The sequence below is a fragment of the uncultured Paraglaciecola sp. genome, assembly GCF_943787955.1.
Classification (GTDB): domain Bacteria; phylum Pseudomonadota; class Gammaproteobacteria; order Enterobacterales; family Alteromonadaceae; genus Paraglaciecola.
The window spans coordinates 201803-227589 of the sequence record NZ_CALSOK010000002.1 but is presented as its reverse complement, the minus strand read 5'-3'; the positions used below and the strand labels follow the sequence as shown (position 1 = coordinate 227589).

The window sequence follows — 25787 nt, the reverse complement described above, 5'->3', positions numbered from 1 at the left end:
TAAAGTTGGTTCAGATAGATACAAGATATTAGGAAAGCACCTTTTGCTTAAACAAAAATTAATTATATTAGACAAGCCTCCGCTCTTAACCGGCAGTGATGTTGAAAACAAACGCGCCGAGCTTAAAGCTTACTTTGAGCAAACGTGGGAGCTGTATGAATCGCTTTTTTCGTTAATTAATAATGACGAAGCTTATGTGTTGCGTCCAGAGCCGCTGCGTCACCCACTTATTTTTTATTATGGACATACGGCAGTTTTTTACGTGAATAAATTATTGCTTGGCAAATTTATTCAAAATCGAGTCGATAAGCAAATCGAGTCTGTGTGTGCGGTGGGTGTAGACGAAATGTCCTGGGACGATTTATCCCCGGGCAATTATCAATGGCCAAGTGTTGAAGCTGTCTCTGAATATCGCGATAAAGTGAAAGTAACTGTATTGGATTTAATTGATAATATGTCACTGGCGCTACCTATCTCACAAGATTCCTTAGCTTGGGTGATCCTCATGGGCTGTGAACATGAGCGTATTCACATTGAAACTTCGTCGGTGATCATACGTATGCTCGATACTGATTACCTAACGTCTTCTAATGTATGGCAAAGTTGTCCAGATTTAGGCAAAGCACCAAAAAATTCTTTATTGAGCGTTGCAGGCCAATCTTTAGTGCTAGGCAAACCAGATTCCAACGAAACTTATGGTTGGGACAACGAATACGGGCAACTACCGATTAACGTGAGTGATTTTTCTGCCTCCTTATATCTAGTGTCTAACCAAGAATTCATGGAATTTGTCGACGCAGGTGGTTATCAAACACCAAACTATTGGACAGAAGAAGGTCAAAGGTGGCTAGACTTTACTAAAAGTGTCATGCCACGTTTTTGGCGGCGTAAAAATGGTCAATATTGGCAACGAAATCTTACCGAAGAAATCCCTCTGCCTCTTAATTGGCCGGTCGAAGTTAATTATTTAGAGTCCAAGGCCTTTTGTAATTGGAAAGACAATACCAGTGATGATTTTGTACGTCTGCCCACTGAAGCTGAATGGCAAGTGTTGCGCGACCATCTAGATACAGATCTAGCCTATTGGGCTAAGGCGCCTGGTAACATTAATTTGGAACATTTTGCTTCATCATGCCCAGTCGATAAGTTCAAGCAGACTGAATTTTACGATGTGATTGGTAATGTATGGCAGTGGACTGAAAGCCCTATAGACGGTTACGAAGGGTTTAAGGTTCATCCATTATACGATGATTTTTCAACGCCTACTTTTGATGGACAGCATAATCTGATCAAGGGGGGCAGCTGGATGTCTACCGGTAATGAAGCCACTCGCGATTCTCGCTATCGCGTTTCGTCGCCATTTTCATCAACATGCTGGCTTTCGTTACGTTTCAAGTAAACAGGTAAAGAAGCCCCAATTACTGCCGTAACACAGTGTGAGATGCAAATAGACATTGGCCGTTTATTACACCATCACTTTGGTGTCAGTAGTTACCAAGCTGACCATGACTTACAGCAGCTTCTTAACCTAGTGAAACCCTATCTAACATCGACTAGCAAAGTCCTAGACTTGGGGTGTGGTGTTGGGCGTTTAGCTTTTGAATTAGCTAAAACCAGCTGGACATGTTGATGGTATAGATTTTACAGCAAGACATATTCAACATTGCCTTAGTTTAAAAGAACAAGGGCAATTACGATATGCCATGCCTACCCAAGGCGAAATTTTCGACTTTCATGAGGTTACCCTGAATAACCTGGGACTGGAGCAATCACCAGAAAACCTGCACTTTGCACAAGGCGATGGGCTAAACCTAAAACCACAGTTTAGCGATTACGACTTGGCAATCTGCTATCGAGTTATTGAATACAATTATCATCCTCAAACATTATTACAACAACTTAGCCAAAGGATAAAAGCTGGCGGATTAGTGGTATTGGGCAGCAGTTATGCTTGGGATGTATCTATTACCGACATGGCACATTGGATCGGCGGCTTTAAACAAAATGGTGAAAACCTCAGCAGTGAAGCACATTTGTTTGAAATTATGTCTGCAGAGTTTGACCTGCTGCAAGAGACACAAGTCACTAGCAAGTTTGAATTAGATCAACGCACTAGCCAAACCGCCAACAACCATATTACTATCTGGCGCAAACGAGTCTAAATTACTGGATAGTGGCTTTGAGCAAGAAATATGTTGTTGCGGGTGCGGGTATTGGTGGTCTGTGTGCAGCGTTGGCGTTGGCTAAACGCGGTGCCGAGACAGCTGTTTACGAAAAATCTACACAACTTGCTGAAGTTGGGGCAGGGTTGCAACTGAGCCCCAACGCCGTACATGTATTACAATCTCTCGGTATCGCCGACCAGGTTAAAGCGAAAGCTTTTAGTCCACAGTCAGCGGTGATGCGTCATTACCAAACGGGAAAAACTTACTTCCGTGTACCTTTAGGTGGTGCAGCCACAAAAAAGTATGGGGCGGATTACCTGCATATTCACCGTGCTGATTTACTGACCGTCCTTCATGATGCCTGTGAAAAAATGGGGGTGAATATTCACCTAGGCTCAAGCTATTCAAGGTTATCAGCACGCTTCCCAAAATCTCACTATCCAATTTGAAAATGGCGAAAGCCTAGACGCAGACTTGTTAATAGGTGCAGATGGCATAAAGTCAAAAGTGCAAGCGTGTATGTTAGGTCAAACGCCAGCTGAGTTTACGGGACAAGTCGCCTGGAGAGGGGTGGTTGCAGCAAGTAAACTTCCCAAAGGATTAATCAAGCCTAATGCTAATTTATGGGTAGGGCCGGGTAAACATTTTGTTTGTTATTACATACGTGGCGGCGATTTAATTAATTTTGTAGCCGTGCAGGAACGCAGGGATTGGCAAAAAGAATCATGGCATGAACCAGGTGATGTCAACCAGCTGAGAGAGACCTTTAATGGTTGGCATCCAGAAGTCACAGAATTATTAGCTGCTGCAGAGTCTTGTTTTCTTTGGGCTTTGTTCGACAGAGAACCACTTAACCAATGGACAGATAACAAGGTTGCCCTTTTAGGCGATGCATGCCACCCCATGTTGCCATTTTTAGCCCAAGGTGCGGCTATGGCGATTGAAGACAGCTATGTTTTGGCACATTGTTTGGCGAGTGACAGCCACACTCAAACTGCGTTACAAGCCTACCAAAATATACGCTTACCCCGAACACGGCAGATTCAACTTAATGCCCGTAAAAACGCAGGTTTGTATCATATGAGCTCACCCATTGAGCAGGTCAAGTTAGCGGTATTGTCGGGACTATCGACTATTGGCTTAAGTGATAGCCGTGGCAGCTAACAAGCTTGACTCTATCTATGCCTACAATATTGTTAAGCAGTTAAGCAGTTAAGCAGTTAAGCAGTTAAGCAGTTAAGCAGTTAAGCAGTTAAGCAGTTAAGCAGTTAAGCAGGTAAATTCGAGAGTGATTGATGCACCTCGAAAACTCAGCGATACACCAAGCATTTGACCATTACCCACCTCAAATCAAACTGGCCCTATTCACTATTCGGCAATGATTTTTTTTCTTGCTAAAAGCTCAAATGAATTTGGCAAAATCGAAGAATACCTCAAATGGGGCGCGCCTAGTTATGTTACCTATACATCTTCATCAGGCTCCACTTTGATTGAAGTATTTCTTTTACTGTATTTAGATTTTAGCTACAACAAAAAATGCTGAGCTATCTTTGATAGAAATAAGTCAACCCAAAGTAATGTGATAAAGCCGCTTTGCTTTTTAGCTATCAGTTATCACGGCAGCAAAAAATAACGGGACACTTCGATTCATTCCATTAAAGTGACTAATGCACTAAAAATACTGGGATAAAAAGAGCATTAGTGGTTATTAAATTTGTCTAAGTTGCAGCCGGTCGTTGGATTGTTATCTTGTCATAGCACGTTAAAAATAGAGCGTTAAAAATAACAGTGATGAATCACTATAAATCACTGTTATAAAAAAATCCTAAAATGGTCTTTTTTCTAAAAATATCATTAGTTTCAGCTGTTTGGAGCGATCATGATAGCCATTCCTGCATCATTCAACTATTATATTTTGAGCGATTTATTGGAAATCTAAGCTCCACACTTTGTGGTGTGTGGCGTCAGTTAAGCGCGACAGATTTCACCAAATTTTAAGGAAACAAATATGTCGACTGAAGACTTAAACGATTTACGCATGTCTGAAGCTGTGCGTCCACTTTACCTTGCTGTAAAGAAGCACATTGAAGAGAATGTTATTCCGATCCAAGATGAATTTTATTCAATTGGTGAAACACTGGCTGACCGTTGGAGTTATTCTGAACGTCAAATAGAACTGCTAGAAGGCGCAAAAAATAAAGCAAAAGAGTTAGGCCTTTGGAATTTTTTCTTGCCTGACGCTGAAACAGGTGAAGGCTTATCCAACTTGGATTACGCATATATTGCTGTTGAACTTGGTAAAGCACCTTTAGCGTCTGAAACATTAAATTGTTCTGCTCCTGACACAGGCAACATGGAGGTATTAGAGCGAGTGGGTACACCCGAGCAAAAAGCACAATGGTTGGCCCCCCTCCTTAGAGGTGAAATACGCTCTTGCTTTGGGATGACTGAACCCAATGTTGCATCTTCTGACGCAAAAAACATATCAACTACGGCTGTTGAAGATGGAGATGACTGGGTCATCAACGGGGAAAAGTTTTATATTTCTGGTGCCGGTGACCCTCGCTGTAAGATTATGATTTGCATGGTTAAAAGCAGCCCTGATGCCCCAACACACAAACAACAATCACAAATTCTAGTGCCATTAGATGCACCGGGTGTCACCATCGTAGGTCCAATGCATGTATTTGGTCATGACGACGCACCTCACGGTCATATGCACATAAAGCTTGAAAACGTGCGAGTACCAAAGACCAACATGTTGTTAGGTGAAGGCCGTGGTTTTGAAATTTCTCAAGTACGTTTGGGTCCTGGTCGCATTCACCATTGCATGCGTTCAATTGGCCAAGCTGAAAAAGCATTGCAGCTTGCACTTGAACGATCCACTTCACGAGAAGCTTTTGGTAAAAAATTATATCAGCTTGGCAAGAATATTGAAGTCATCTCGAAAATGCGTATCGACATTGAAGCCATGCGTATGATGGTATTAAAAGCAGCTAAAGCCATGGATGTATTGGGTAACCAAGAAGCGCGTATATGGATCCACATGATCAAAGCGATGATCCCAGAGCGAGTGTGTGAAATCATCGATCAATCCATGCAACTTCATGGTGCCACGGGTATCTCACAATGGTCACCGCTATCTGCCATGTATGCAGGTCAGCGCACCTTACGTTTTGCTGATGGCCCAGATGAGGTTCATCACATGGTTGTTGGCCGTAATGAAGTACGTGAGTTTGAGTGTAATAAAAGCTAAGTACTCTATTTTTCTGAAGCTTTTTTGAAAGTTTTTTCGAGGCTTTTTTGAATGAGTAGATAAGTAGTAAGGGCTGGTGCAATCTGGCCCTTTTTGTATCCAATATAGTTTTTAGGATTTTTGCCAAGGAGAGCATTATGAGTAAATATAGTATTGCAAAACAGTGTATGGCTGCAGCCTTAACTGCAGCAAAAGAGGAAAAAATTAACGACAGCGAAGTACTAGAAGCAACGATCATCACTTTAATCGCAGAAATGACAAAAACCGCAGGAGCCATTCGTACTGCAGAAGTCATAGATTATGAGCTGCGTAATATCTCCGGTGGACTGGATAAGGATTTTTTGCGCTCTAGATAGAATATCATTCGGTGGAATTATTCAGATGAATTATGTCAACACCCATTATCAGCACTTAAATTTTTGACGCCATGAATAATAGTAAATATAAGTATCTGGTTAATGTATTTGACTTTGATAGGTTGAAATAAAATCCATGGTGTATGTTACCTAATGAGCTAGAGTAACAAGCCATAGGTTGCTGCAAGAAATATACTTTGCCATTGTGCCTCTGCCCTGCCTTCTGCACTTAAGCATCTAAGGATGTGCGTGTTTACACAAAGCGTGACTAGCATCACCTAGCACTCACTTTTTCGAATTTGGGCTTGCCTTAATCAATGAGCCTGACTTTTGTCACATGCTCAATATTACGAATAGCTTCAATCACATCGCCACTTTTCATTTGCTCTACATCGAGTATGTTATAAGCCAAATTGCCACGGCTTTTGTTCATCATATCGAGTACATTCACGTTGTGATCTGCCAGCACAGATAACACGCTGCCTAATACTTTTGGGACGTTTCTGTTGGCAAAAATGATGCGTTGCCCTTCGCATCTTGCCATACTCACTTCGGGGAAGTTAATTGAGTTTTTGATATTACCATTTTCTAGGTAATCCATAATTTGATCGGCAGCCATGATAGCGCAGTTTTCTTCGGCTTCGGCAGTGGATGCACCTATATGTGGCATGGATATTATATCGCTTCGACCATAAAAAATAGGCTCTGGGAAGTCACACACGTAACCTCTCAATTGGCCACTATCAAGTGCTTGGACTATGGCTTGTGGATCGACGATAGACTCACGGGCAAAGTTGACTAATACCATGCCAGATTTAGCTTGTGCGAGTGAATCTTGATTGATCATATGGTGAGTGGGCTTAATAGCAGGCACATGCAAACTGACATAATCACAACGGGTGAGAAGGGCGTACATACTTTCAGCTTTTTGTACGTTGCTAGATAAACGCCATGCAGCCTCAATCGACAGCGCAGGGTCAAAGCCTACTACATTCATCCCAAGGGCTAGTGCCATGTCGGCAACTAACGAGCCTATTGCACCTAAGCCTATAATGCCTAGGGTTTTACCTTTGAGTTCGTTACCTGCAAGTTGCTGTCTTTTGTATCTCTAGGGTTTTGTGCAACTCACCTGCATCATGCATATCGTGCAAGGTAGCAACATGGTCAATGCCTGATTTAATACCCCGAGAGCCTAAAAGTAGTCCAGCGAGGACTGATTCTTTTACCGCATTAGCATTGGCGCCAGGGGTATTAAATACTACTATGCCTTTTTTACTGTAGTCTTCAACGGGAACATTATTTACGCCTGCTCCAGCCCTTGCGACAGTCAGAACTGAGTCAGGCAGGGTTTCATTATGTAATTTATGACTGCGCAGTCACACAGCATCTGGGCGCCCAATATCCGAGGCCACTTCGTCTTTTTCACGACTAAAGCGACTCTAGCCCTTTGACCGAAATTTGATTAAAGGTTACGATTTTATACATATTGACCCTCGATTACTGTGAGGCGTAAATTGCAGCGTTCTAGTCTTTTAAAGAATTTGCTTTTTAACGCTGTGGTAAGCCCATTCAAGCCAAGGCATTAGGGCTTTTAGATTACTGTTTTCGATGGTGGCACCACACCAAATCCGCAGGCCCGCTGGCGCATCTCGATAGGCACCAATGTCGTAAGCGACCTGATGTTCTTCTAAGTAATCTGATGACTGATTTGACTTGTTCGGGAGTTAAGTCGAAGGTCAAACATACACTAGTATTCGAGCGTATGCCGCTGTCTTTTGTACTAAAAAGTCAACCCAATCATGTTGTCCAACAAAGGCTTCTACTGTGGTTAAATTTTGATCGGCAATAGCAATAGTTGCAGCTACGCCACCTAATGATTCAACCCAGTTTAGGGCGTCTAGATAATCCACAACACATAGCATAGAAGGAGTATTGATCGTTGCGCCGCTAAATAAATCTTCAATCAATTTTCCAGCTTTGGTCATGCGGAAAATTTTAGGTAGCGGGCGTGGTGGTGCATAACTTTCAAGACGCTCGACTGCACGAGGGCTAAGAATTAACATGCCATGTCCACCTTCACCGCCTAATACTTTTTGCCAGCTGTAGGTGGTCACATCAAGTTTATCCCAGTCCATTTTTTGCGCAAACACTGCTGAGGTGGCGTCGCAAAAGGTTAACCCCTTACGATTAGAGTCAATCCAGTCTGCATTGGGCACTTTTGCTCCAGACGTGGTGCCATTCCATGTAAACACAACGTCGTGTTCACAGTTCACTTCTGCAAAATCAGGTAATTGACCATATTCTGCACTTAGCACTCGGGTGTTTTCCAATTTTAACTGTTTGATAATATCCGTGGCCCAGCCTTGTCCAAAAGATTCCCAGTACAAGACATCTACTGGTCGCTCACCTAGCATTGACCACATGGCCATTTCCATGGCGCCAGTATCGGAAGCAGGTACAACAGCAACGCGGTAACCTTCAGGCAAGCCCAAAATTTTAGCCGTATCTAAACAGGCACTTTTAAGCGCTTGTTTACCGATAGGTGCTCGATGAGAACGACCCAATACGGATAAATCGAGTTTGCTGACATCGTAACCGGGGCGTTTGGCACAAGGACCCGAAGAGAAATTAGGGTTAGCAGGTTTAAGGTTCGGATACATGATTTCCTCGAACGAAAGGTATGTGAATATAGAAGATATTGAGAATACAAGTGATTCAAACCTATCACCAATATTCAAGTAACATGAACTATACCTATCGTATTATATGAATATTGAATACACCACGATCTTATGTGTTTACACAAATTTATACACCTATAAAAATATAACTATATTTTTTTTATATCATAATGATGCTTTTTCATAATAGATTAACGCTTAAACAATAGCGTGGATAATCGTATGGGAGTCGCCGGAGATAATAATTGAACCGTCATCAAGGTCGATTGTTTAAACCTTTCTTATTGCCTTATCTTGTATCTATATCGACAACATAGGGTTAATAGTTTTCGCTTTAGCAATAACGGCTTCAACTTATCACAACCTAAGAAAAGTTAACTACTCACCCACTAATACACAATAGCGGCAATAAATAGATACCTTAGACAACCAAAATTAATAAGGTGATGTTTGTTAAAAGATGCGTCTCGCAGCGACTCACTCGACACATTTGGCACAGCGTAGACGTATTTTTTATATCTCAGATACTGCACATATATTCATATCACTCTCGTTTAATGCACAAATAAACATCACATTAATCAGCATAAAATTTATGTTGGAATTTAAATGTTTTTTGCTCAAGCCCATCGTTGATGTTAATAGATATACGGTATTGCTCTAAGTCACTAAAAGGCAATACGGCCAGATAATAGATTGCTTTACCTTCTTTAACCTGTTTAAACGTCAGCTTTTTAATCACACCAATTAAGTTTTTAGCTTCGCCAGTTAAGATCACCGATTGTGCTGACTTGTCTTTCCTGTCTAACACTGAAATATTAATTAACGCATTAAATCTGCTACGTACTATGCCATATTGTTTAGCCACCTCAGGCGATAAAAAAGTAGTGTTCAAGGCTATATAATGGACGTCCCAGTTACCTAACACTTGCTTTTGTTCTGCGTGTGCTTGAGAAAAAAACATCAGCACTACTAATAATGTAATACTCAATAAGTAAGGGTAAACAACCTTCAAATTAAAAAATGCCAAATAAATCACCTAATAGTTTTTGAATAAACAATAACATAACGATCACGACCATCATCGACAAGTCTAATCCGCCCATCTCAGGCATTCTTCTACGAATAGGTGCCAGCATTGGTTCAGTGAGTTGACTTAATACTAATTCCATTGGGTTGTTGCCTTGACTTACCCAGCTCATAATGGCGCGCATAATAAGCACATACATCACCAATGTCAGAATTTCTTTAATAACGATGACAAATGATAGGATGACCACAGACATGATGTTGAGACCTGATCCTCCCAACACTACGTTAAGGGTGACAATCTTTAATCCTGCAACTATAAGCGCAAGTACAAAGGTCGCGGTATCTAAACGACCAATCGAGGGTAATATCCTACGCATTGGAGCCACAATTGGTTGGGTGGCTTTAACCACAAACTGGCTGAACGGATTGTAAAAGTCGGCTCTGGCAAATTGTAACCATAGGCGCAGCAGCACCACCATTAAATAAATGTTAAAAACAAAATCAATTAAAAACTGAACTGAACTCATATTCTGGATTTTCCTCGGTATTTATCTAAGTTGTGTGTTCTAAAATTGCTCAGCCATTTCTTTCGCCCGTTTGACCGCAGCTTGCATGGCGATGGAAACTACATGTTCTAAACCTTGTTGTTGAAACGATTCTATAGCCTTGGCAGTGGTGCCACCTTTAGAAGTAACTTGGGTGCGCAACTCGCTTAATTCAAGGTGAGAATTGTGACAAACCATTTCAGCAGCGCCTAACATGGCTTGCTGAACCATTAACCGAGCAGTAGCATGGTCAAATCCTTGCCGTTCTGTTTCTGTCTGCATGGCCTCTAAAAATAAGTAAAAGTATGCCGGGCTGCTGCCTGCCGCTGCAATCACACCGTCTATCATCGACTCTTTTTCAACCCAAGCAATTTCACCCACTTGACCCATTAAGTCAGCGGCATATTTTTTATCAATTTTATCAATGTTAACATCTGCAAATAGGCCAGTCATTCCCTTGCCTAATGAGCTAGGTGTATTGGGCATAGTCCGAATAATAGGGAATGATCCGCCAAGCATGTCCTGAAGCCTTGAGGTCGTGATGCCGGCCGCAATTGATACAAAAAGTTTATCACTTATGTTCTGTTCCAGTGCGAGCTTGGCACATACCTGCTCCATAAGTTGGGGCTTTACTGCAAGCACAATAACATCGGCTGCATCTAACGCCTCGTTATTTTCCTGGGTAACATTAATTTTAAAATCAAACTGCAGAGCTAACAGCTTGCCCATCGATGGATTACTTGCCGTTATCAAATTTGCTGGGTAAGCGTTGTTAACTAAGCCGCTAATGATGCTCCTAGTCATATTACCTGCGCCGATAAACGCTATTTTTCTATGTTGCATGATTGTCCTTTATTTATTACGCAAGCCAAAAATGGCTGAACCTACTCTGACCATAGTGCTACCATTATTAATGGCATTTTGGATATCTCCTGACATGCCCATAGACAATGTATCAACTGATGGGTATTGCTTTTTTAGATTGTCAAATAATGCCGCCATGTGATTAAAGCTGACTGTTTGTTCGGCCTGAGATTGATTAGCTTTAGGAATAGTCATTAGCCCACGCAATCTTAGATTAGGTAGCTCATTAATGGCTTTGGCAAAGTCATGTAGTTCGTTTACGCCTATACCCGCTTTATTTTTATCGTCATCAATATTCACCTGGATACACACGTTTAATGTTTTATGGGGTATTGTTTGGTCGTTTAGCCTCTTAGCTATTTTGAGTCGGTCGACTGCTTGCACCCAATCAAAGTTTTCAGCCACCAAGCGGGTCTTATTCGATTGTATCGGCCCAATGAAATACCATTCAATATCAGCGAGAGATTGTAGCATTTGTATTTTTTCTACGCCTTCTTGTACGTAGTTTTCACCAAACAAACGTTGTCCCGCTTCATACGCTTGCACGATATCAGATACGGGTTTGGTTTTACTCACCGCTAGCAATTTTACCGAATTTGATGGACGATGTGAGTCTAAGGTAGATTGCTCGACGGTTATTTGTACGCTTTTGAGTCGTTCTGCTATGGTTTCCATATTGCAACATGATATACGGAGAATATTGCTTGGATATTACCGAACTTTTAGCCTTTAGTGTAAAAAATAAAGCTTCTGATTTACATCTTTCTGCCGGATTGCCACCAATCATACGTGTTGACGGTGAAATGCGAAAACTAAATATACCTGCACTCGAGCATAAAGAAGTGCATGCTTTGATTTTTGAAATCATGAACGATAAACAGCGTAAAGAATATGAAGAGAACCTCGAAGCTGATTTTTCCTTTGAGGTAAAAGGCTTGTCACGCTTTAGGGTGAATGCCTTCATGCAAAATCGTGGTGCGGCCGCAGTATTAAGAACTATTCCAAGTGAAATCTTAAGTCTAGATGACTTAGGTGCACCGCAAATCTTTAAAAAAATCATCAATCAACCCTCGGGAATTATACTTGTGACTGGCGCTACAGGTTCGGGTAAAAGTACCACTTTAGCGGCCATGGTCGATCATATTAACTCGACCAAACGAGAGCATATTTTAACGATTGAAGACCCCATTGAATTTGTTCATGAAAACAAACTTTGTGTGCTTAATCAACGCGAAGTGCATAGAGACACACACAGCTTTAATAATGCGCTACGTTCTGCGTTACGTGAAGATCCTGATATTATTTTGGTGGGTGAATTACGAGATTTAGAAACTATCCGCTTGGCCATTTCAGCCGCCGAGACAGGACATTTAGTATTTGGCACATTACACACCAACTCAGCGCCTAAAACGATTGATAGATTAATTGACGTTTTTCCTGCTGCGGAAAAATCGATGATACGTTCCATGATGTCTGAGTCTCTACGAGCGGTTATTTCTCAAACATTATTGAAAAAAGTGGGGGGCGGGAGAGTGGCAGCTCATGAGATTATGCTAGGTATTCCAGCAATTAGAAATCTCATCCGCGAAGATAAAGTGCCTCAAATGTATTCGGTTATTCAAACAGGACAATCTCATGGGATGCAAACTATGGATCAGTGTTTGCAAAAGTTAGTAGCAAAAGGCCTTATTACGGTTCAAGACGCTGCAGCAAAATCTATCAATAAAAAAACCAATTCTAGTTTTGGGAATTAATTATGGAACTCACGACTTATTTAGAGGAGATGCAAGGTTTGGGTGCATCAGATTTATTTGTTACTGTTGGCTTTCCAGTTAGTGCAAAAGTAAACGGTCAAATGACTCCTCTAGGCGGTAGTAATTTAAGTGAAGAAGACGCTTTAGCTTTAGTGCATGATGCTATGAGCGACAAACAAAAAATTGAGTTTGAACAAACGAAAGAATGTAACTTTGCTATTGCTCGCGATGAAATTGGGCGCTTTCGTTGCAGTGCTTTTTGGCAAAGAGATATGGCCGGAATGGTTGTGAGGCTTATTATCACACAAATCCCTCAAGTTTCAGACCTAGGTTTACCTGAAGTATTAAAAGACGTCATTATGTCAAAGCGAGGATTGTTGTTATTTGTGGGTGCTACCGGTACGGGTAAATCGACCTCTTTAGCTGCATTGATAGGTCATAGAAATCAACATTCCAGAGGTCATATTCTGACTATTGAAGACCCGATAGAGTTTGTGCATGAACATGCCAATTGTGTGGTCACCCAGCGAGAAGTAGGTATCGATACTAAGTCCTTTGACGACGCATTAAAAAGTTCATTACGCCAAGCGCCTGATGTCATTATGATTGGTGAAATTCGCTCAATGGAAACCATGGAGTACGCTATGTCTTTTGCTGATACTGGACATTTGTGTGTAGCTACGATGCACGCCAATAATGCCAATCAAGCGATTGAACGAATTATGCATTTGGCGCCACCGGATCAACATGAAAAGTTACGCTTTGATCTAAGTTTAAATATGCGCGCCATTATTGCTCAACAATTAGTTCCCACGTCTGATGGTAAAGGCCGAGTGGCAGCTATTGAAATATTACTTAACTCACCTTTAGTCACAGACCTCATTCAGCGAAACGAAATTGGTGGTTTAAAAGAAGCAATGAAAAAAGGTAAGGAAATAGGCATGCAGAGTTTTGACATGGCCCTTTATGAATTGTATAAAGTTGGTAGAATTTCCTTAGATCATGCTATTCATCATGCTGACTCGCCAAACGATTTACGTCTTATGATCAAGCTAAATTCGGATGAGGGCAATCAACTTGGTTCGCTGTGTAATGTTTCTATTGATATGAATTAAGGATATCTTTGAATAAAGTTTACAGTCACCATGATCGCTTTATGGTCTTTCAAATCAAACAATTGCTTGATGAACAAGGTATTCCTTGTTTTGTGAAAAATGAATTTGCTATAGGTGCTATGGGGGAGTTATCACCTATTGACGTGTTGCCTGAAATCTGGATAAACGATGCACAATGGTTGCCAAAGGCCCTGAAGTTTATAGCAGACTTTGAAAATCAATCACTATATTCATATCCTTGGATATGCAGTCAATGCCATGAGCAAAATGTCGCTAGTTTTGAGCTTTGTTGGCAATGTGGCGAAGATAGGAGTGTATAAATTCAAACCTTTTACTCATAAGAAACCTAAAATTCATGTCGCTAAAAAATTTTGATTCTATTCAGATAGAAAACTTTGTTGAAGCTATGTGGTTAGAAAAGGGACTAAGTGAAAATACCCTTAGTGCTTATCGTTCTGATTTAAACAAGTTCGCACTTTATCTTGCCCGAGAAAGTGAAGAAGGTGGGCCAGTGCAATTAATCGATTTTGAAAAAGATGTATTGAATAAATATCTAGCCACGCGATATGACAGTGGGTTATCTGAGCGAAGCACTTCACGCTTTTTAAGTAGTTTACGTAGTTTATGCCAATATATGCTACGACAAAAAATTCGCAATGATGATCCAGTAAGCCTATTGCAAAACCCCAAACTTCCTCAGTCACTTCCTAAAACGTTGACCGAGTCGCAAGTTATCGACTTATTAAATGCGCCTAAAACCGACGATCCTATTCAATTACGTGATAAAGCCATGTTAGAGGTGTTGTATGCCACAGGGCTTAGGGTGACAGAGTTGGTGAGCTTAAAATTAGATCAACTGAGTATTCAACAAGGTGTGGTAAGAGTCACAGGTAAAGGCAATAAAGATAGACTGGTGCCGTTAGGTGAAGAAGCGATTGAGTGGGTTTCTACTTTTCTAAAACAAGGAAGAGGTGTGTTACTTAAATCCGCAAGTGACATTATTTTCCCAAGCAAACGTGGTGTGGCTATGACCCGTCAAACCTTTTGGCATCGAATTAAGTTATACAGTAAAATTGCTAATATACAAACCGACTTATCACCCCATACCTTGCGTCATGCCTTTGCTACTCATTTACTCAACCATGGAGCAGACTTACGAGTTGTACAGATGTTGTTGGGGCATAGTGACTTATCGACCACGCAAATCTATACCCATGTAGCGACTGAGCGATTGCAGAAACTGGTTGCGGAGCATCATCCGCGGGGATGATGAGTAAACATCAGATTAATAAACCTATTGATTGTTATGGATACTTAAATGACGTTGGTTTACATCTTGGGTTCAGCTAAACTACACCCACTGAATGTTTGAAATTATTTACTTTGTTGAGGGTCATATTACTAATGCAATTATTTGGAAAACTTATGAAAACGTGGATAAAAATCGGCGCTATTTTTAGCGGATTAATGCTCACCCTTAGTTTTAATCTGTCTGCTGCAGACAAAATGTCAAATTTTGAACAAGTAAAAGCCAAGCTTCAAGCGGGTCTTGGTCTGCAAATAAGCTCGATTGGCGATGCGCCAGTAACTGGCCTGTTGCAAATAATGACAGAGAAGGGATTGTTTTATACTAGCCAAGATGGCAAATATTTGCTGCAAGCACGTATTTATGATGTTGAAGAGGGGATGCGTAATTTAACCGAAGAAGCACTTGGAAGTGTGCGTTTAGGTGGTTTAGCAAAATTCAACGATGCGGTTATCGAATACAAAGCTGATAACGAAAAGTATGTGGTCAATGTCTTTACTGATATCACTTGCGGTTATTGTCGGAAACTACATGGCGAGATGGCACAATATAACGACTTAGGTATTACTGTCCGTTATCTCGCTTTCCCTAGAGGTGGCATTAATACTAACTCATACAATGATATGGTTTCCGTTTGGTGCGCGGATGATAAACAAGTAGCTATGAATAATGCTAAAGCTGGTGGCACCGTGGCAACTAAAAACTGTGAAACAAAAGTCGCCGAACAATACGCTTTTGGTCAGAAAATTGGCGTAAACGGTACACCTAATATCATAATGCCTGATGGTTCAGTTATTCCGGGTTATCAACCGCCTAAGCAACTTGAACAAGCGCTGAAAGCCCTGCTTTGATTGTTGATATTACGTCATTATTAAGCCTGTATTTTTAAGGATACCGGCTTTTTTGTTTTCACTTCTGCAATGGGTAAATATTTAAGTGCACATCAGCCGTAGACCTCAAAAAAATAGCCAACACTTTCCTGAGCAATTGCATCCAAGATTAAAACAAATATATGCCGATAGAGGTGTGGATGAAGCTGCACAGCTGAATCGCAGTGCAAAAGCATTGTTGCATTATGACCAATTGCAAGGTGTTGAAAAAGCGGTTAGTTTGTTAGTTAACGCTTTAGCCAGCAACAAAAAAATTATCATCGTAGGTGACTTTGATGCCGACGGTGCCACAAGTACTGCATTAAGCATGATGTCTTTGTGGATGATGGGTTCAACCCATCATGATTATTTAGTGCCGAATCGATTCGATTTTGGGTACGGCCTAAGCCCAGAAATAGTAGAAGTCGCGGCTCAGCAACAAGCAGAAGTGATCATGACAGTTGACAATGGGATTGCTTGTTTTACTGGTGTTGAAAAAGCCAAATCTTTGGGTATAACTGTCATTGTAACTGATCACCATTTAGCAGCTGAATCATTGCCTATTGCTGATGCAATCGTCAATCCAAACCAACCTGGTTGTGGGTTTTTGTCTAAAAACTTAGCCGGTGTTGGTGTCGCATTTTATTTAATGTTGGCGTTGCGAGCAGAGCTGAAAGCCAATGGTTGGTTTGAACAACAAGGTTTACCAGTGCCTAACTTGGCCACATTATTAGATTTGGTAGCACTTGGCACTGTAGCGGATGTTGTTCCGTTAGATGACAACAATAGAATACTGGTACACCAAGGTTTACAGCGTATTCGTGGCGACAAATGTCGGCCGGGTATACAGGCGATCATTGACGTAGCAGGTAAACAGAGAAATCGTTTAGTGGCCTCTGATTTGGGGTTTGTAGTCGGCCCACGACTTAATGCTGCTGGGCGCTTAGACGATATGTCGTTGGGAATAGAATGTTTGATGACGGACGATCCTGCACGCGCGAGGCAAATTGCCGTACAGTTAGATAGCTTAAATCGTGAGAGACGCGAAATTGAAGGCTCGATGCAGCAAGAAGCAGTTAAAGCTTTAGAGGGGGTAGATCTTGAAGAAAGCGCATTACCTTTTGGTTTAGTGCTGTATCAAGCCGATTATCATCAAGGAGTGATTGGTATTTTAGCAGGGCGTATTAAAGATAAATATTATCGACCTACGATCGCTTTTGCTCATCAGGACGATGACACACTTAAAGGCTCAGCTCGTTCTATTCCTGGTTTACATATTCGTGATTTACTTGAAGAAATAAACAGCCGTTATCCCGATATTATTGGTAAGTTCGGTGGCCATGCTATGGCAGCGGGTCTCAGTTTACCCTTAAAAAACTTATCTGCTTTTGAGCAAGCTTTTCATCAGATTGCTGAAGAAAATCTTAAAGGTACACCCTTAGCTGGCGAATTGATTTCTGATGGTGAGTTGCAGACCGAAGACTTTACCTTAGCTTTTGCTCTCTGTTTAAAAGAAGCAGGGCCTTGGGGGCAGGGGTTTCCAGAGCCACTTTTTGATGGCGAATTCGAATTGATAGATCAACGCTTAGTAGGCAGTAAACACTTAAAAATGATAGTTAAGCATCAAAGTGGTGTGTTAATCGATGCTATTGCTTTTAATGTCGACTTGGCCTTATGGCCTAATGCACGATGCAGTCATGTGAATATTGCATATAAGTTAGACATCAACGAATTTCGTGGCAGAACTAGCTTGCAATTAATGGTTGAGGGAGTGAGCGCTTTATAGCTCTAGCAACCTACACCCAACAATAGATACCCAGACCACCTCAAAATTATGGATTTAACTGGATTTGAAAGGAAGTTAGGCAAAGCAACTATTTTTAGATTTTGTAAGCTAAGTTAAAATGACAGCGCATGTTGCATGGATTGAAAACACCTCCTAAAGACATCGTCCAAGGCTCTCCACTACTGCGTTGCACCAACTCATAAGGTGATTAACATGCAGTGTTTGGTGCGTCTTGAATTGAAGAGCCCCAAGTTGCTCTGAAATAGGCATTTTGCGGTGAGTTGGGTATTATTATTTATGTGCTTTGAGATAAGTGCTAGAATTGTTTTTTTTAACTGAATTTATTAGTGACCATGGTAAAAAAAACCGATGTAGAAAAATTGCTGGATAAGCACGATAATCTTACTCATTCTGAAGAGTTGGTCGTCATTTCACATGTCCAGAGAAAAGACGATGACTGGTTTATGAATACCTTATTGGTTGAAGGTACAGAAGTACCTTTTAAATTTCGACGCAGAAAGGTATATAAAAATCTGACAGGAGCGAGAGTCAATTTAACTTATTACCCAATGAAAGAAGAAATTGCCGGTATGGAGTTTGAAGCCATGAAAGTTGTTCGGATAAAAGTAAGTTAGTCTTAAACTTGTTATATAAGGATTTTAACGTTGCTACCTGAGCAACTTACCGGCTTTGTGTTACATCGACGCTCATATCGAGAAACCAGCTATTTAACCGATTTATTTACTCTTGAACTAGGTAAAGTCAGTGCCGTTGCAAGAGGTGTTCGAGGCAATAAAGGTGACAAAAAAAGTTTATTGCAGTCATTTCAGCCCTTGTTGCTATCGGTTTCGGGTAAACATGAATTGCGTAACCTTCACCAACTAGAATCAGCCGGTTCCATGTTGCAACTTACTGGCCATCAATTATTTTCAGCCATGTACTTGAATGAGTTGCTGAATCGATTATTACCTAAAGAAGTCCCTCATCCTGAGTTATTTATATCCTATCAACAAAGCCTACAATGGTTAGCGGCTGGTGGAGATATCGAGCCTTGTTTACGTCAATTCGAATTATCGCTGTTAGATGAAATGGGGTACGGTTGTGATTTAACTCAAGAATATGAGAATGGAAAAACTATCGAGCCGAATGTTGACTATTGTTTGGTCCTAGAAAGCGGGATCAAACGTATTGATATTAGTGCGCAGGGTGAGCAAGGACTTAACCCGCAAGGATCTAATCGATTCACCGGAGAAGCATTATTACAAGTGAGTCAACATATTTGGACGCCAAACAGCCTACAATGTGCAAAACGAATTACCAGAATGGCACTCTCACCGCTACTAGGTCGTAAACCACTTAAGAGCCGAGAGTTGTTTCAACAAACTTGGATGGCTGCAAAATCAGCCAATATTGGGAACGCGAAATGAAGGAAATTTTACTCGGTGTGAATATTGATCATATTGCTACCTTACGCAATGCCAGAGGCACGGCTTACCCAGATCCTGTTCATGCAGCAGAAGTAGCTGAAAGAGCTGGCGCTGATGGTATTACGGTGCATTTACGTGAAGACAGACGACATATTAATGATCGCGATGTACAGATTCTTAAACAAACCATTCAAACTCGTATGAACCTTGAGATGGCAGTGACCGAAGAAATGCTGCAGATTGCTGAGCAAATAGGTCCCGAACTTTGTTGTTTGGTTCCTGAGAAGCGAGAGGAGTTGACCACAGAAGGCGGTTTGGATGTCGCGGGTAATCAATCAAAAATGAATGTGGCTTGTGCTCGTTTAGCTTCCGCAGGAATTTTGGTGTCGTTATTTATTGATGCCGATAAAAATCAAATCGATGCAGCTTTAGAAGCAAATGTGCCTTTTATAGAGATTCATACAGGTCAGTACGCAGAAGCTAACAACGAAGCAGAACAACAAAAAGAGTTAGATATCTTGATAGAGGGCATTCAATATGCTCACTCAAAAGGTTTGAAGGTTAATGCCGGCCACGGTTTGCATTATCACAATGTAAAACCTATAGCGGCTATTCCTCAGTTGTATGAACTCAATATTGGTCATGCGATTATTGCCCGTGCTGCATTTGATGGATTGCATAAGGCCGTGGCAGATATGCACCGATTGATGCAAGAAGCAAGAGCTTAAGAGCGGTGTCGATTATGGGGCTGGGCACTGATGTGGTGGAAATAGCCAGGATTGCTAGTCAGTTAGATAAGTCACAGCGTTTAGCCGCAGCGGGTATTGACGCCGACCGAAATGCAGACGTTTAGCGAACACCATAAATTTCCTGAACGATTTTTAGCTAAGCGCTTTGCTGCCAAGGAAGCGGCAGTAAAAGCTTTAGGCACTGGAATTGGAAGTGGCGTCAGTTTTCAAAATGTGGAAGTGGTAAATTTGTCTTCGGGCCAACCTACACTTGAGTTTTCAGGAAAATTTGCTGAATTGTGCGAAAAACACAATATCAGTCGCAGTTTTATCTCAATTTCTGATGAACAACATTATGCAATGGCCACCGTTGTTTTAGAATCTAGCTAATATTCAAGGCGATGAAATTATTGGCTGTTAGCGCACTATTTTGGTGCCACTTAGGACAAGTGTGATGCAACTGCTATCAGTTAACCCCCTTTAGGCCTGATTACATAGGAGGTTGATGCAGTAAATGTTGGCTCGTAATATGAAGGTAATATGAGAACGACATAAAGATAGTATGAAAAATGTGAATTTTTTTGTTGTCTCACTCAATTATTTTTTAACCTACCTAGTCAGGTTTAGGTGAAGTAGGACAGGTTTATATGGTTTCAATTCGAACAGTACATGAAGATGACCGCCCGCCGTTTGATGAATGGCTGGCAGCTTTAAACCTGCCTGAGGCAAGCAAACAAAAACTCAGAGATGTATCCGATACTCCAGAAATACTGCTAATTGGGCAGGAAATGGTGGAGATCCTTCATGAATTACACATGGATGACGAAACCCTTCAAGCAGCGTTAATTTACCCCTATTGCCAGGTACATGAGTTGGATGAAGAGCAAATCACTGAACAGTTTGGCGAAGGTATTCAAAAGCTAATCGTGGGTGTCAGGCGTATGGATGCGATCAAATCTTTGCATACCCGTGCCAACAGTAAAAAGAAAAACGATGAAGTCCAAATTGATAACGTGCGTCGTATGTTGTTGGCCATGGTAGAAGATGTTCGGGCTGTGGTGCTTAAGCTTGCTGAACGTATTTGCACCTTACAAAAAGTCAAACATGAAGATGAAGAAACCCGGGTTTTGGTCGCTCGTGAGTGCGCTAATATTTATGCACCGCTTGCTAATCGATTAGGGATAGGTCAATTAAAATGGGAGCTGGAAGATCACTCCTTTCGTTATTTACATCCTAATACTTATAAACAAATTGCCACATTATTAGATGAACGCCGCGCTAACCGACAGCATTATATTGAGGATTTTGTAGGTGAATTACAAAAGGTACTCGATTCACAAAATATTAAAGCTAAGGTGTATGGAAGGCCTAAACACATTTATAGCATCTGGAAAAAGATGCATAAAAAGCATCTTGATTTTGAACAACTGTATGACATACGAGCCGTGCGTATTATTGCTGATCGCCTGCAAGATTGTTATGCTGCATTAGGCGTAGTGCATGCCACGTGGAAACATATCCCTGATGAATTCGATGATTATATAGCTACGCCCAAGGCCAACGGTTATCAATCCATTCATACGGTGACTTTGGGTAAGCAAGGCAAAACCATTGAAATTCAAATTCGTACCGCACAAATGCATGAAGATGCCGAGCTTGGTGTGGCCGCACATTGGCGCTATAAAGAAGGCACCACCTCAAGCCGATCTGGTTATGAAGAAAGGATTAACTGGCTACGTAAAATATTACTTTGGCAGGAAGAAGTCGCAGAAAGTGGCGATTTAGTAGAAGAATTGCGCAGTCAGGTATTTGATGATCGTGTTTATGTGTTTACGCCTACAGGTGATGTGGTTGATTTACCGCTTGGTTCAACGCCACTGGATTTTGCATATTACATTCACAGTAATGTAGGTCATAGATGTATTGGCGCAAAAATTACGGGCAGGATCGTGCCTTTTACTTATGAATTACAAACTGGCGATCAGGTTGAAATTCACACAGGTAAACATTCAAACCCCAGTCGAGACTGGATGCACCCTGGATTAGGTTATGTATATTCGTCCCGTGCCCGAGCCAAAATTCAAACTTACTTTAAGAAACAAGATAAAGGTAAAAACCAACAAGCAGGTAAGGAATTGCTCGATAGAGAATTGAGTAAAATCAATTTTGAGTCGAAGATGGCTAGCGAAGCAACCACACGTTTTAACATGCAAAACCTCGATGACTTGTACGCAGCCATTGGCGGTGGTGATATACGTATCATGCAGGTAGTACACTTTTTACAGCAAAAATATGCACCTGAGCCTGAATTAAAAATAAGATCAAAAAAACCACAATCTGCCAAGTTTAAAAAAGACAGTATAGTGGTGGAAGGAGTGGGCAATTTAATGAATCAAATTGCTGGATGTTGCCAACCATTACCGGGTGAGTCTATCTTAGGTTATATCACACAGGGGCGAGGGGTGAGTGTACATAGAGAAGACTGCGAACAGCTCAATAATCTATTAGACCAACATCCAGAACGACAAATTGACGTTAATTGGGCCAGCAACTTACAAGCGGCATTTCAAACCAAATTACATGTTTTAAGTGATGACAGAGCGGGTGTTTTGAGAGATGTTACCACGGTTATCGCCAACGAGAGGGTCAGTTTGCTAGGAGTAAACAGCATCAGCGATACTAAGCTTAACAGAGCTAAAATAGAATTAAGTCTAGAAGTAAAAGACTTATCTTGTTTGTCAAAAGCTATAAGCCGGTTACAACTTATTAAAGGTGTTACTGAGGTATTAAAGGTAGATAAGTAATATGCTAAAAATTAACACCAATACTGACCAATTGTTGCGTTTACTAGAAATTATGCAGCAATTACGCTCACCTATAACAGGATGTCCGTGGGATCAAAAACAAAGTTTTAAAAGCATAGTGCCCCACACAATCGAAGAAACTTACGAAGTGGCTGACGCTATTTTTAGTGGCGATATGCAAAACATCAAAGATGAGTTGGGTGACCTGTTGTTTCAAATCGTGTTTTACGCGCAGCTTGGAAAAGAGCAGGGCGATTTTGATTTTGAAGATATTGCTAAGGCCATCAGTGATAAGTTGATACGGCGTCATCCCCACGTGTTTGATCCTTCTTATGTATCTGATGCAATCAAGCTTAAAATAGAAAACGACTGTAACACCCAAGATAAACTCAAAAATCAGTGGGAGCAGATAAAAGCTCAAGAGCGCGCAAGCAAAAACGAAGAGCTGGATACCAGTACGTTAGCCAATATTCCTCAGGGCATGACACCTCTACTGCGAGCCCAAAAAATACAAAAAAAATGCTCTAATGTTGGATTTGACTGGACTGAATTGCCACCGGTTGTCGCTAAAATTTATGAAGAAATAGAAGAAGTCTTAGTTGAAGTAAATGCATCGGAGCGTGACCAACAGGCAGTGGAGGAAGAGATTGGTGACTTATTGTTTGCAGTCGTAAACTTAGCCCGTCATACCTCAGTTAACGCTGAATCAGCCTTAATAAAAGCCAATCGAAAATTCGAAAAGCGTTTCAGGCAGGTTGAGCAAGTGATAGAAAAAGAAGGGCTTAGCATGGAATCTGCTAGTCATCAGCAAATGGAAGCCGCTTGGCAGGATATCAAAAGCCGATAACTATACCCACTTCATACACATTATTTTTACTTAAGACATAAAAAAGTCAGGTTATTATGTAAATAGCCTGCCTTTTAAAGTCATTTTTAATGATTATATTTTAGTTTTCAGCCTGAATACTAAACCAAATAAACACAGTATTATCCATCCTAAACTCCCACCGCCTGAAGAGTCTGATAAAACAGGTGTTGGAAGAAATACGGGGGTAGGCGTCACCACTACGGGTACAGTAAATACAAGATTACGGACCAATCCTTTATCGTCACCTTCAGAAACTGCGGGATCTTTGTTATAGGTCCAATTGATGATATTTATACCTTCTGCTAAGTCAATACTCATTTGTGTGAATTCCACTTCACCTGATATGGACTCAATCAGTTCTCCGTTAACGTAGAGATAAAGTGCATCGTAGGGTTCAAAGTCTGGGTCAGTTATATCCAAGTCTGTATTCTCTTCAGACGATACAGACCAATCGAAAGTGAGAACACCTTCACCCTCAATTCGAGCCACTACTATGCTGTCTTGAAGATCATCATTAGTACCGCTTTCAATTCCTTCAACTGCATTGGCCGCCCACCCTGAAGCACCATTTGACCCGCCACTAAACAATGTCACCGCGTCAGTTGCAGTACCAGCTGCAGTGGATAGATTAAATGCTGCGCTCAGTGTTGTAGCTGTAATAAAGGTGTTACTGGTTTGTACCTGGTCATTGTCAGAAGTGATAACCAATTCAGCAGACACTTTGTTTGCAGTGCCAGGAAGATAACTTACAATAATCTGACAGTCACTACCTGCATCCAAGTTGATGCAATTACTGGTGTCCAAACTAAAGTCACTGTCACTATCTTCCGAAAACTTGAAGCTCAACCCGACATTGGTCTCGCTGTTGTTTGTGACAGTTAGTTCGCTAGTTTGTTGAACACCTTCAAGGCCAAAGCCAAAGTCCTGACGCTGAGAAACTGCTATTCCCTTAGTTAAAGCTGATATCCAGTCTTTGAATTCCGACACTCGGGTATATACACCAGGATAACCCGCCTCCGCACACCCAAACCCCCAACTGACGATGCCCACTTGCTGTAGACCTGAACCAGTATTGATCACTAGTGGCCCACCACTATCACCTTGGCATGAACCTCTGCCTCCCTCTGATACTGCTGCACATATCATGACATCGGTAACATTTACACTGTTTGCGGGTATGTCAAAAGTTTCACCTAATACTTCTCTGCACTGAGCGTTGGTTGATAGTTGTAAGTCAACCTGATGTAAAATATCGGGAAAATCTGACGTAGGCCCTTCACCAGGTGAATAACCTTGTCTCCCTCCCCAACCTGCTACTGTGGCTAGACTGTTTTCAATAGTATACTGCTCAGTTAGGGCAGCGCTTGCAATTTGTACCGCTGGTGGGGCATTCAAAGGTGCAGAGACAAGCTCAACAATGGCAATATCGTTATCAAAAGTGTCATTATCATAAAGAGGATGAATATAGATATTAGCAATGTCAGTAGCATTTTGTGCACCATCAGATAAATCATACTCCCCTACGTTCATTTTAAATAAACTGGCGTTGGCACTGTCCACACAGTGAGCGGCGGTAAGCACCCATCTATCCCCTAAAAATGTGGCACCACATGAGGCGTCTTGTTGCAATAAAGTGGTCTCACTGACTGATAACGTGGCAATACTGCCTATTTGATCCAAAAGCGCTAAGCCATCATCTCGTGTGATGGCAATAACAGGAATACTGCCCACGTATTCATCACCCAAAGTACCAGAAATATTACCCATTTCTTCATTATTATAAATAATGGCACCGATACCGCCACCAGCTTCACAATTGTCTGCTTTTTCAGAAAAATTAACCTCGCCACGCTCTATTAAACATACGTTGTTTGTTGCATCAGTACATACTGCGTCACCAAGTCCACATGTCACTATTTCGCCGCTTGCTTGTCCACCGGCCCCTGATGTAAACGGTCTGGTTTCGTATAAAACGTTATTAACACTTAATGACGTTGCTAACTCATTAAAAGTCACGACATATGCCGTCATCCAAGGCCAATTATCTTGAGTGGCTTCTTCGCCCCCAACAATACGAGTTTCGGCTATTTGATTATTTGCTTTGTTTAAATGTGCCAACGGACTTTCTGTCGCATCTGCTAAGTCACACATAAAAATTAGGGCAGAGGTGATCCCCGTTTTAAAAAAAAATTTCAACATAAATACTCCAAGTGACTTACCCACCAATTTTA

Annotated in this window: 22 protein-coding genes and 3 pseudogenes; 17 read left to right on the top strand and 8 right to left on the bottom strand. The window is 41.3% G+C overall.

The window, feature by feature from the left end; all coding sequences use genetic code 11:
* Positions 1–43 precede the first annotated feature (43 nt).
* The 5 genes and pseudogenes from ovoA to Q0Y52_RS01660 all read left to right on the top strand — a co-directional run bounded on the left by ovoA (position 44) and on the right by Q0Y52_RS01660 (position 5777).
* A pseudogene (gene ovoA / locus Q0Y52_RS01680) lies at positions 44–2162 on the top strand (5-histidylcysteine sulfoxide synthase).
* Positions 2163–2179: 17 nt separating this feature from the next.
* Complete coding sequence (locus Q0Y52_RS01675; RefSeq protein ID WP_297817165.1) at positions 2180–2614, top strand: FAD-dependent monooxygenase; 435 nt, start codon at positions 2180–2182, stop codon at positions 2612–2614.
* Between the two features lie 58 nt (positions 2615–2672).
* Positions 2673–3329 carry an FAD-dependent monooxygenase gene (locus Q0Y52_RS01670; RefSeq protein WP_297818082.1) on the top strand — a complete coding sequence of 219 codons (657 nt, stop codon included), beginning with the start codon at positions 2673–2675 and terminating at the stop codon, positions 3327–3329.
* A gap of 844 nt (positions 3330–4173) precedes the next feature.
* Positions 4174–5421: an acyl-CoA dehydrogenase family protein gene (locus Q0Y52_RS01665; protein ID WP_297817162.1), complete on the top strand. Its 1248-nt coding sequence runs from the start codon at positions 4174–4176 to the stop codon at positions 5419–5421.
* A 137-nt stretch (positions 5422–5558) separates the two neighbouring features.
* Entirely contained in the window at positions 5559–5777 is a 219-nt protein-coding gene (locus Q0Y52_RS01660; RefSeq protein ID WP_297817159.1) for a hypothetical protein, read from the top strand.
* Between the two features lie 310 nt (positions 5778–6087).
* Here Q0Y52_RS01660 and Q0Y52_RS01655 read toward each other — a convergent pair whose 3' ends face one another.
* The 7 genes and pseudogenes from Q0Y52_RS01655 to Q0Y52_RS01625 all read right to left on the bottom strand — a co-directional run bounded on the left by Q0Y52_RS01655 (position 6088) and on the right by Q0Y52_RS01625 (position 11574).
* Positions 6088–6828, bottom strand: a complete 741-nt coding sequence (locus Q0Y52_RS01655; RefSeq protein ID WP_297818079.1) for a phosphoglycerate dehydrogenase — start codon at positions 6826–6828, stop codon at positions 6088–6090.
* Between the two features lie 28 nt (positions 6829–6856).
* The gene (locus Q0Y52_RS01650; RefSeq protein WP_297818077.1) at positions 6857–7108 is read right to left on the bottom strand and encodes a hypothetical protein; all 252 of its coding nucleotides are present in this window, start codon (positions 7106–7108) and stop codon (positions 6857–6859) included.
* A 201-nt stretch (positions 7109–7309) separates the two neighbouring features.
* Positions 7310–8437: pseudogene (locus tag Q0Y52_RS01645) on the bottom strand (phosphoserine transaminase).
* Between the two features lie 598 nt (positions 8438–9035).
* Positions 9036–9488 carry a DUF4426 domain-containing protein gene (locus Q0Y52_RS01640; RefSeq protein WP_297817156.1) on the bottom strand — a complete coding sequence of 151 codons (453 nt, stop codon included), beginning with the start codon at positions 9486–9488 and terminating at the stop codon, positions 9036–9038.
* Entirely contained in the window at positions 9475–10017 is a 543-nt protein-coding gene (locus Q0Y52_RS01635) for a YggT family protein (RefSeq protein ID WP_297817153.1), read from the bottom strand. Before Q0Y52_RS01635 ends, Q0Y52_RS01640 begins: the two co-directional genes overlap by 14 nt.
* 39 nt (positions 10018–10056) lie before the next feature.
* The gene (gene proC, locus Q0Y52_RS01630) at positions 10057–10878 is read right to left on the bottom strand and encodes a pyrroline-5-carboxylate reductase (RefSeq protein ID WP_297817150.1); all 822 of its coding nucleotides are present in this window, start codon (positions 10876–10878) and stop codon (positions 10057–10059) included.
* 9 nt (positions 10879–10887) lie between these two features.
* Entirely contained in the window at positions 10888–11574 is a 687-nt protein-coding gene (locus Q0Y52_RS01625) for a YggS family pyridoxal phosphate-dependent enzyme (RefSeq protein WP_297817147.1), read from the bottom strand.
* A gap of 29 nt (positions 11575–11603) precedes the next feature.
* On the opposite strand from Q0Y52_RS01625, the gene Q0Y52_RS01620 reads away from it, so the two are divergent.
* The 12 genes and pseudogenes from Q0Y52_RS01620 (at position 11604) to mazG (ending at position 23535) form a co-directional block, all read left to right on the top strand.
* Positions 11604–12653 carry a type IV pilus twitching motility protein PilT gene (locus tag Q0Y52_RS01620; protein WP_297817145.1) on the top strand — a complete coding sequence of 350 codons (1050 nt, stop codon included), beginning with the start codon at positions 11604–11606 and terminating at the stop codon, positions 12651–12653.
* Positions 12654–12655: 2 nt separating this feature from the next.
* Positions 12656–13768 (top strand): PilT/PilU family type 4a pilus ATPase, encoded by a 1113-nt coding sequence (locus Q0Y52_RS01615; protein WP_297817142.1) that lies wholly within the window; start codon positions 12656–12658, stop codon positions 13766–13768.
* Between the two features lie 8 nt (positions 13769–13776).
* On the top strand, positions 13777–14088 hold the full coding sequence (locus Q0Y52_RS01610; protein ID WP_297817139.1) for a DUF2007 domain-containing protein: 312 nt from the start codon (positions 13777–13779) through the stop codon (positions 14086–14088).
* A 35-nt stretch (positions 14089–14123) separates the two neighbouring features.
* On the top strand, positions 14124–15038 hold the full coding sequence (xerD, locus tag Q0Y52_RS01605; RefSeq protein ID WP_297817136.1) for a site-specific tyrosine recombinase XerD: 915 nt from the start codon (positions 14124–14126) through the stop codon (positions 15036–15038).
* 155 nt (positions 15039–15193) lie between these two features.
* Positions 15194–15925 (top strand): bifunctional protein-disulfide isomerase/oxidoreductase DsbC, encoded by a 732-nt coding sequence (dsbC, locus tag Q0Y52_RS01600; RefSeq protein ID WP_297817133.1) that lies wholly within the window; start codon positions 15194–15196, stop codon positions 15923–15925.
* Between the two features lie 85 nt (positions 15926–16010).
* Positions 16011–17729, top strand: a complete 1719-nt coding sequence (gene recJ, locus Q0Y52_RS01595; RefSeq protein ID WP_297817130.1) for a single-stranded-DNA-specific exonuclease RecJ — start codon at positions 16011–16013, stop codon at positions 17727–17729.
* A gap of 353 nt (positions 17730–18082) precedes the next feature.
* Positions 18083–18364, top strand: a complete 282-nt coding sequence (locus Q0Y52_RS01590; protein ID WP_297817127.1) for a hypothetical protein — start codon at positions 18083–18085, stop codon at positions 18362–18364.
* 30 nt (positions 18365–18394) lie between these two features.
* On the top strand, positions 18395–19156 hold the full coding sequence (gene recO, locus Q0Y52_RS01585; RefSeq protein ID WP_297817124.1) for a DNA repair protein RecO: 762 nt from the start codon (positions 18395–18397) through the stop codon (positions 19154–19156).
* Entirely contained in the window at positions 19153–19884 is a 732-nt protein-coding gene (gene pdxJ, locus Q0Y52_RS01580) for a pyridoxine 5'-phosphate synthase (RefSeq protein ID WP_297817122.1), read from the top strand. The genes recO and pdxJ overlap by 4 nt, the downstream gene beginning before the upstream one ends.
* Before the next feature lie 5 nt (positions 19885–19889).
* Positions 19890–20274, top strand: a pseudogene (gene acpS / locus Q0Y52_RS01575) (holo-ACP synthase).
* A 257-nt stretch (positions 20275–20531) separates the two neighbouring features.
* Positions 20532–22688, top strand: a complete 2157-nt coding sequence (relA, locus tag Q0Y52_RS01570; RefSeq protein WP_297817119.1) for a GTP diphosphokinase — start codon at positions 20532–20534, stop codon at positions 22686–22688.
* Between the two features lies 1 nt (position 22689).
* Positions 22690–23535, top strand: a complete 846-nt coding sequence (gene mazG, locus Q0Y52_RS01565; RefSeq protein WP_297817116.1) for a nucleoside triphosphate pyrophosphohydrolase — start codon at positions 22690–22692, stop codon at positions 23533–23535.
* A 93-nt stretch (positions 23536–23628) separates the two neighbouring features.
* On the opposite strand, the gene Q0Y52_RS01560 is transcribed toward mazG, so the two are convergent.
* Positions 23629–25755 (bottom strand): trypsin-like serine protease, encoded by a 2127-nt coding sequence (locus Q0Y52_RS01560; protein WP_297817114.1) that lies wholly within the window; start codon positions 25753–25755, stop codon positions 23629–23631.
* Positions 25756–25787 lie beyond the last annotated feature (32 nt).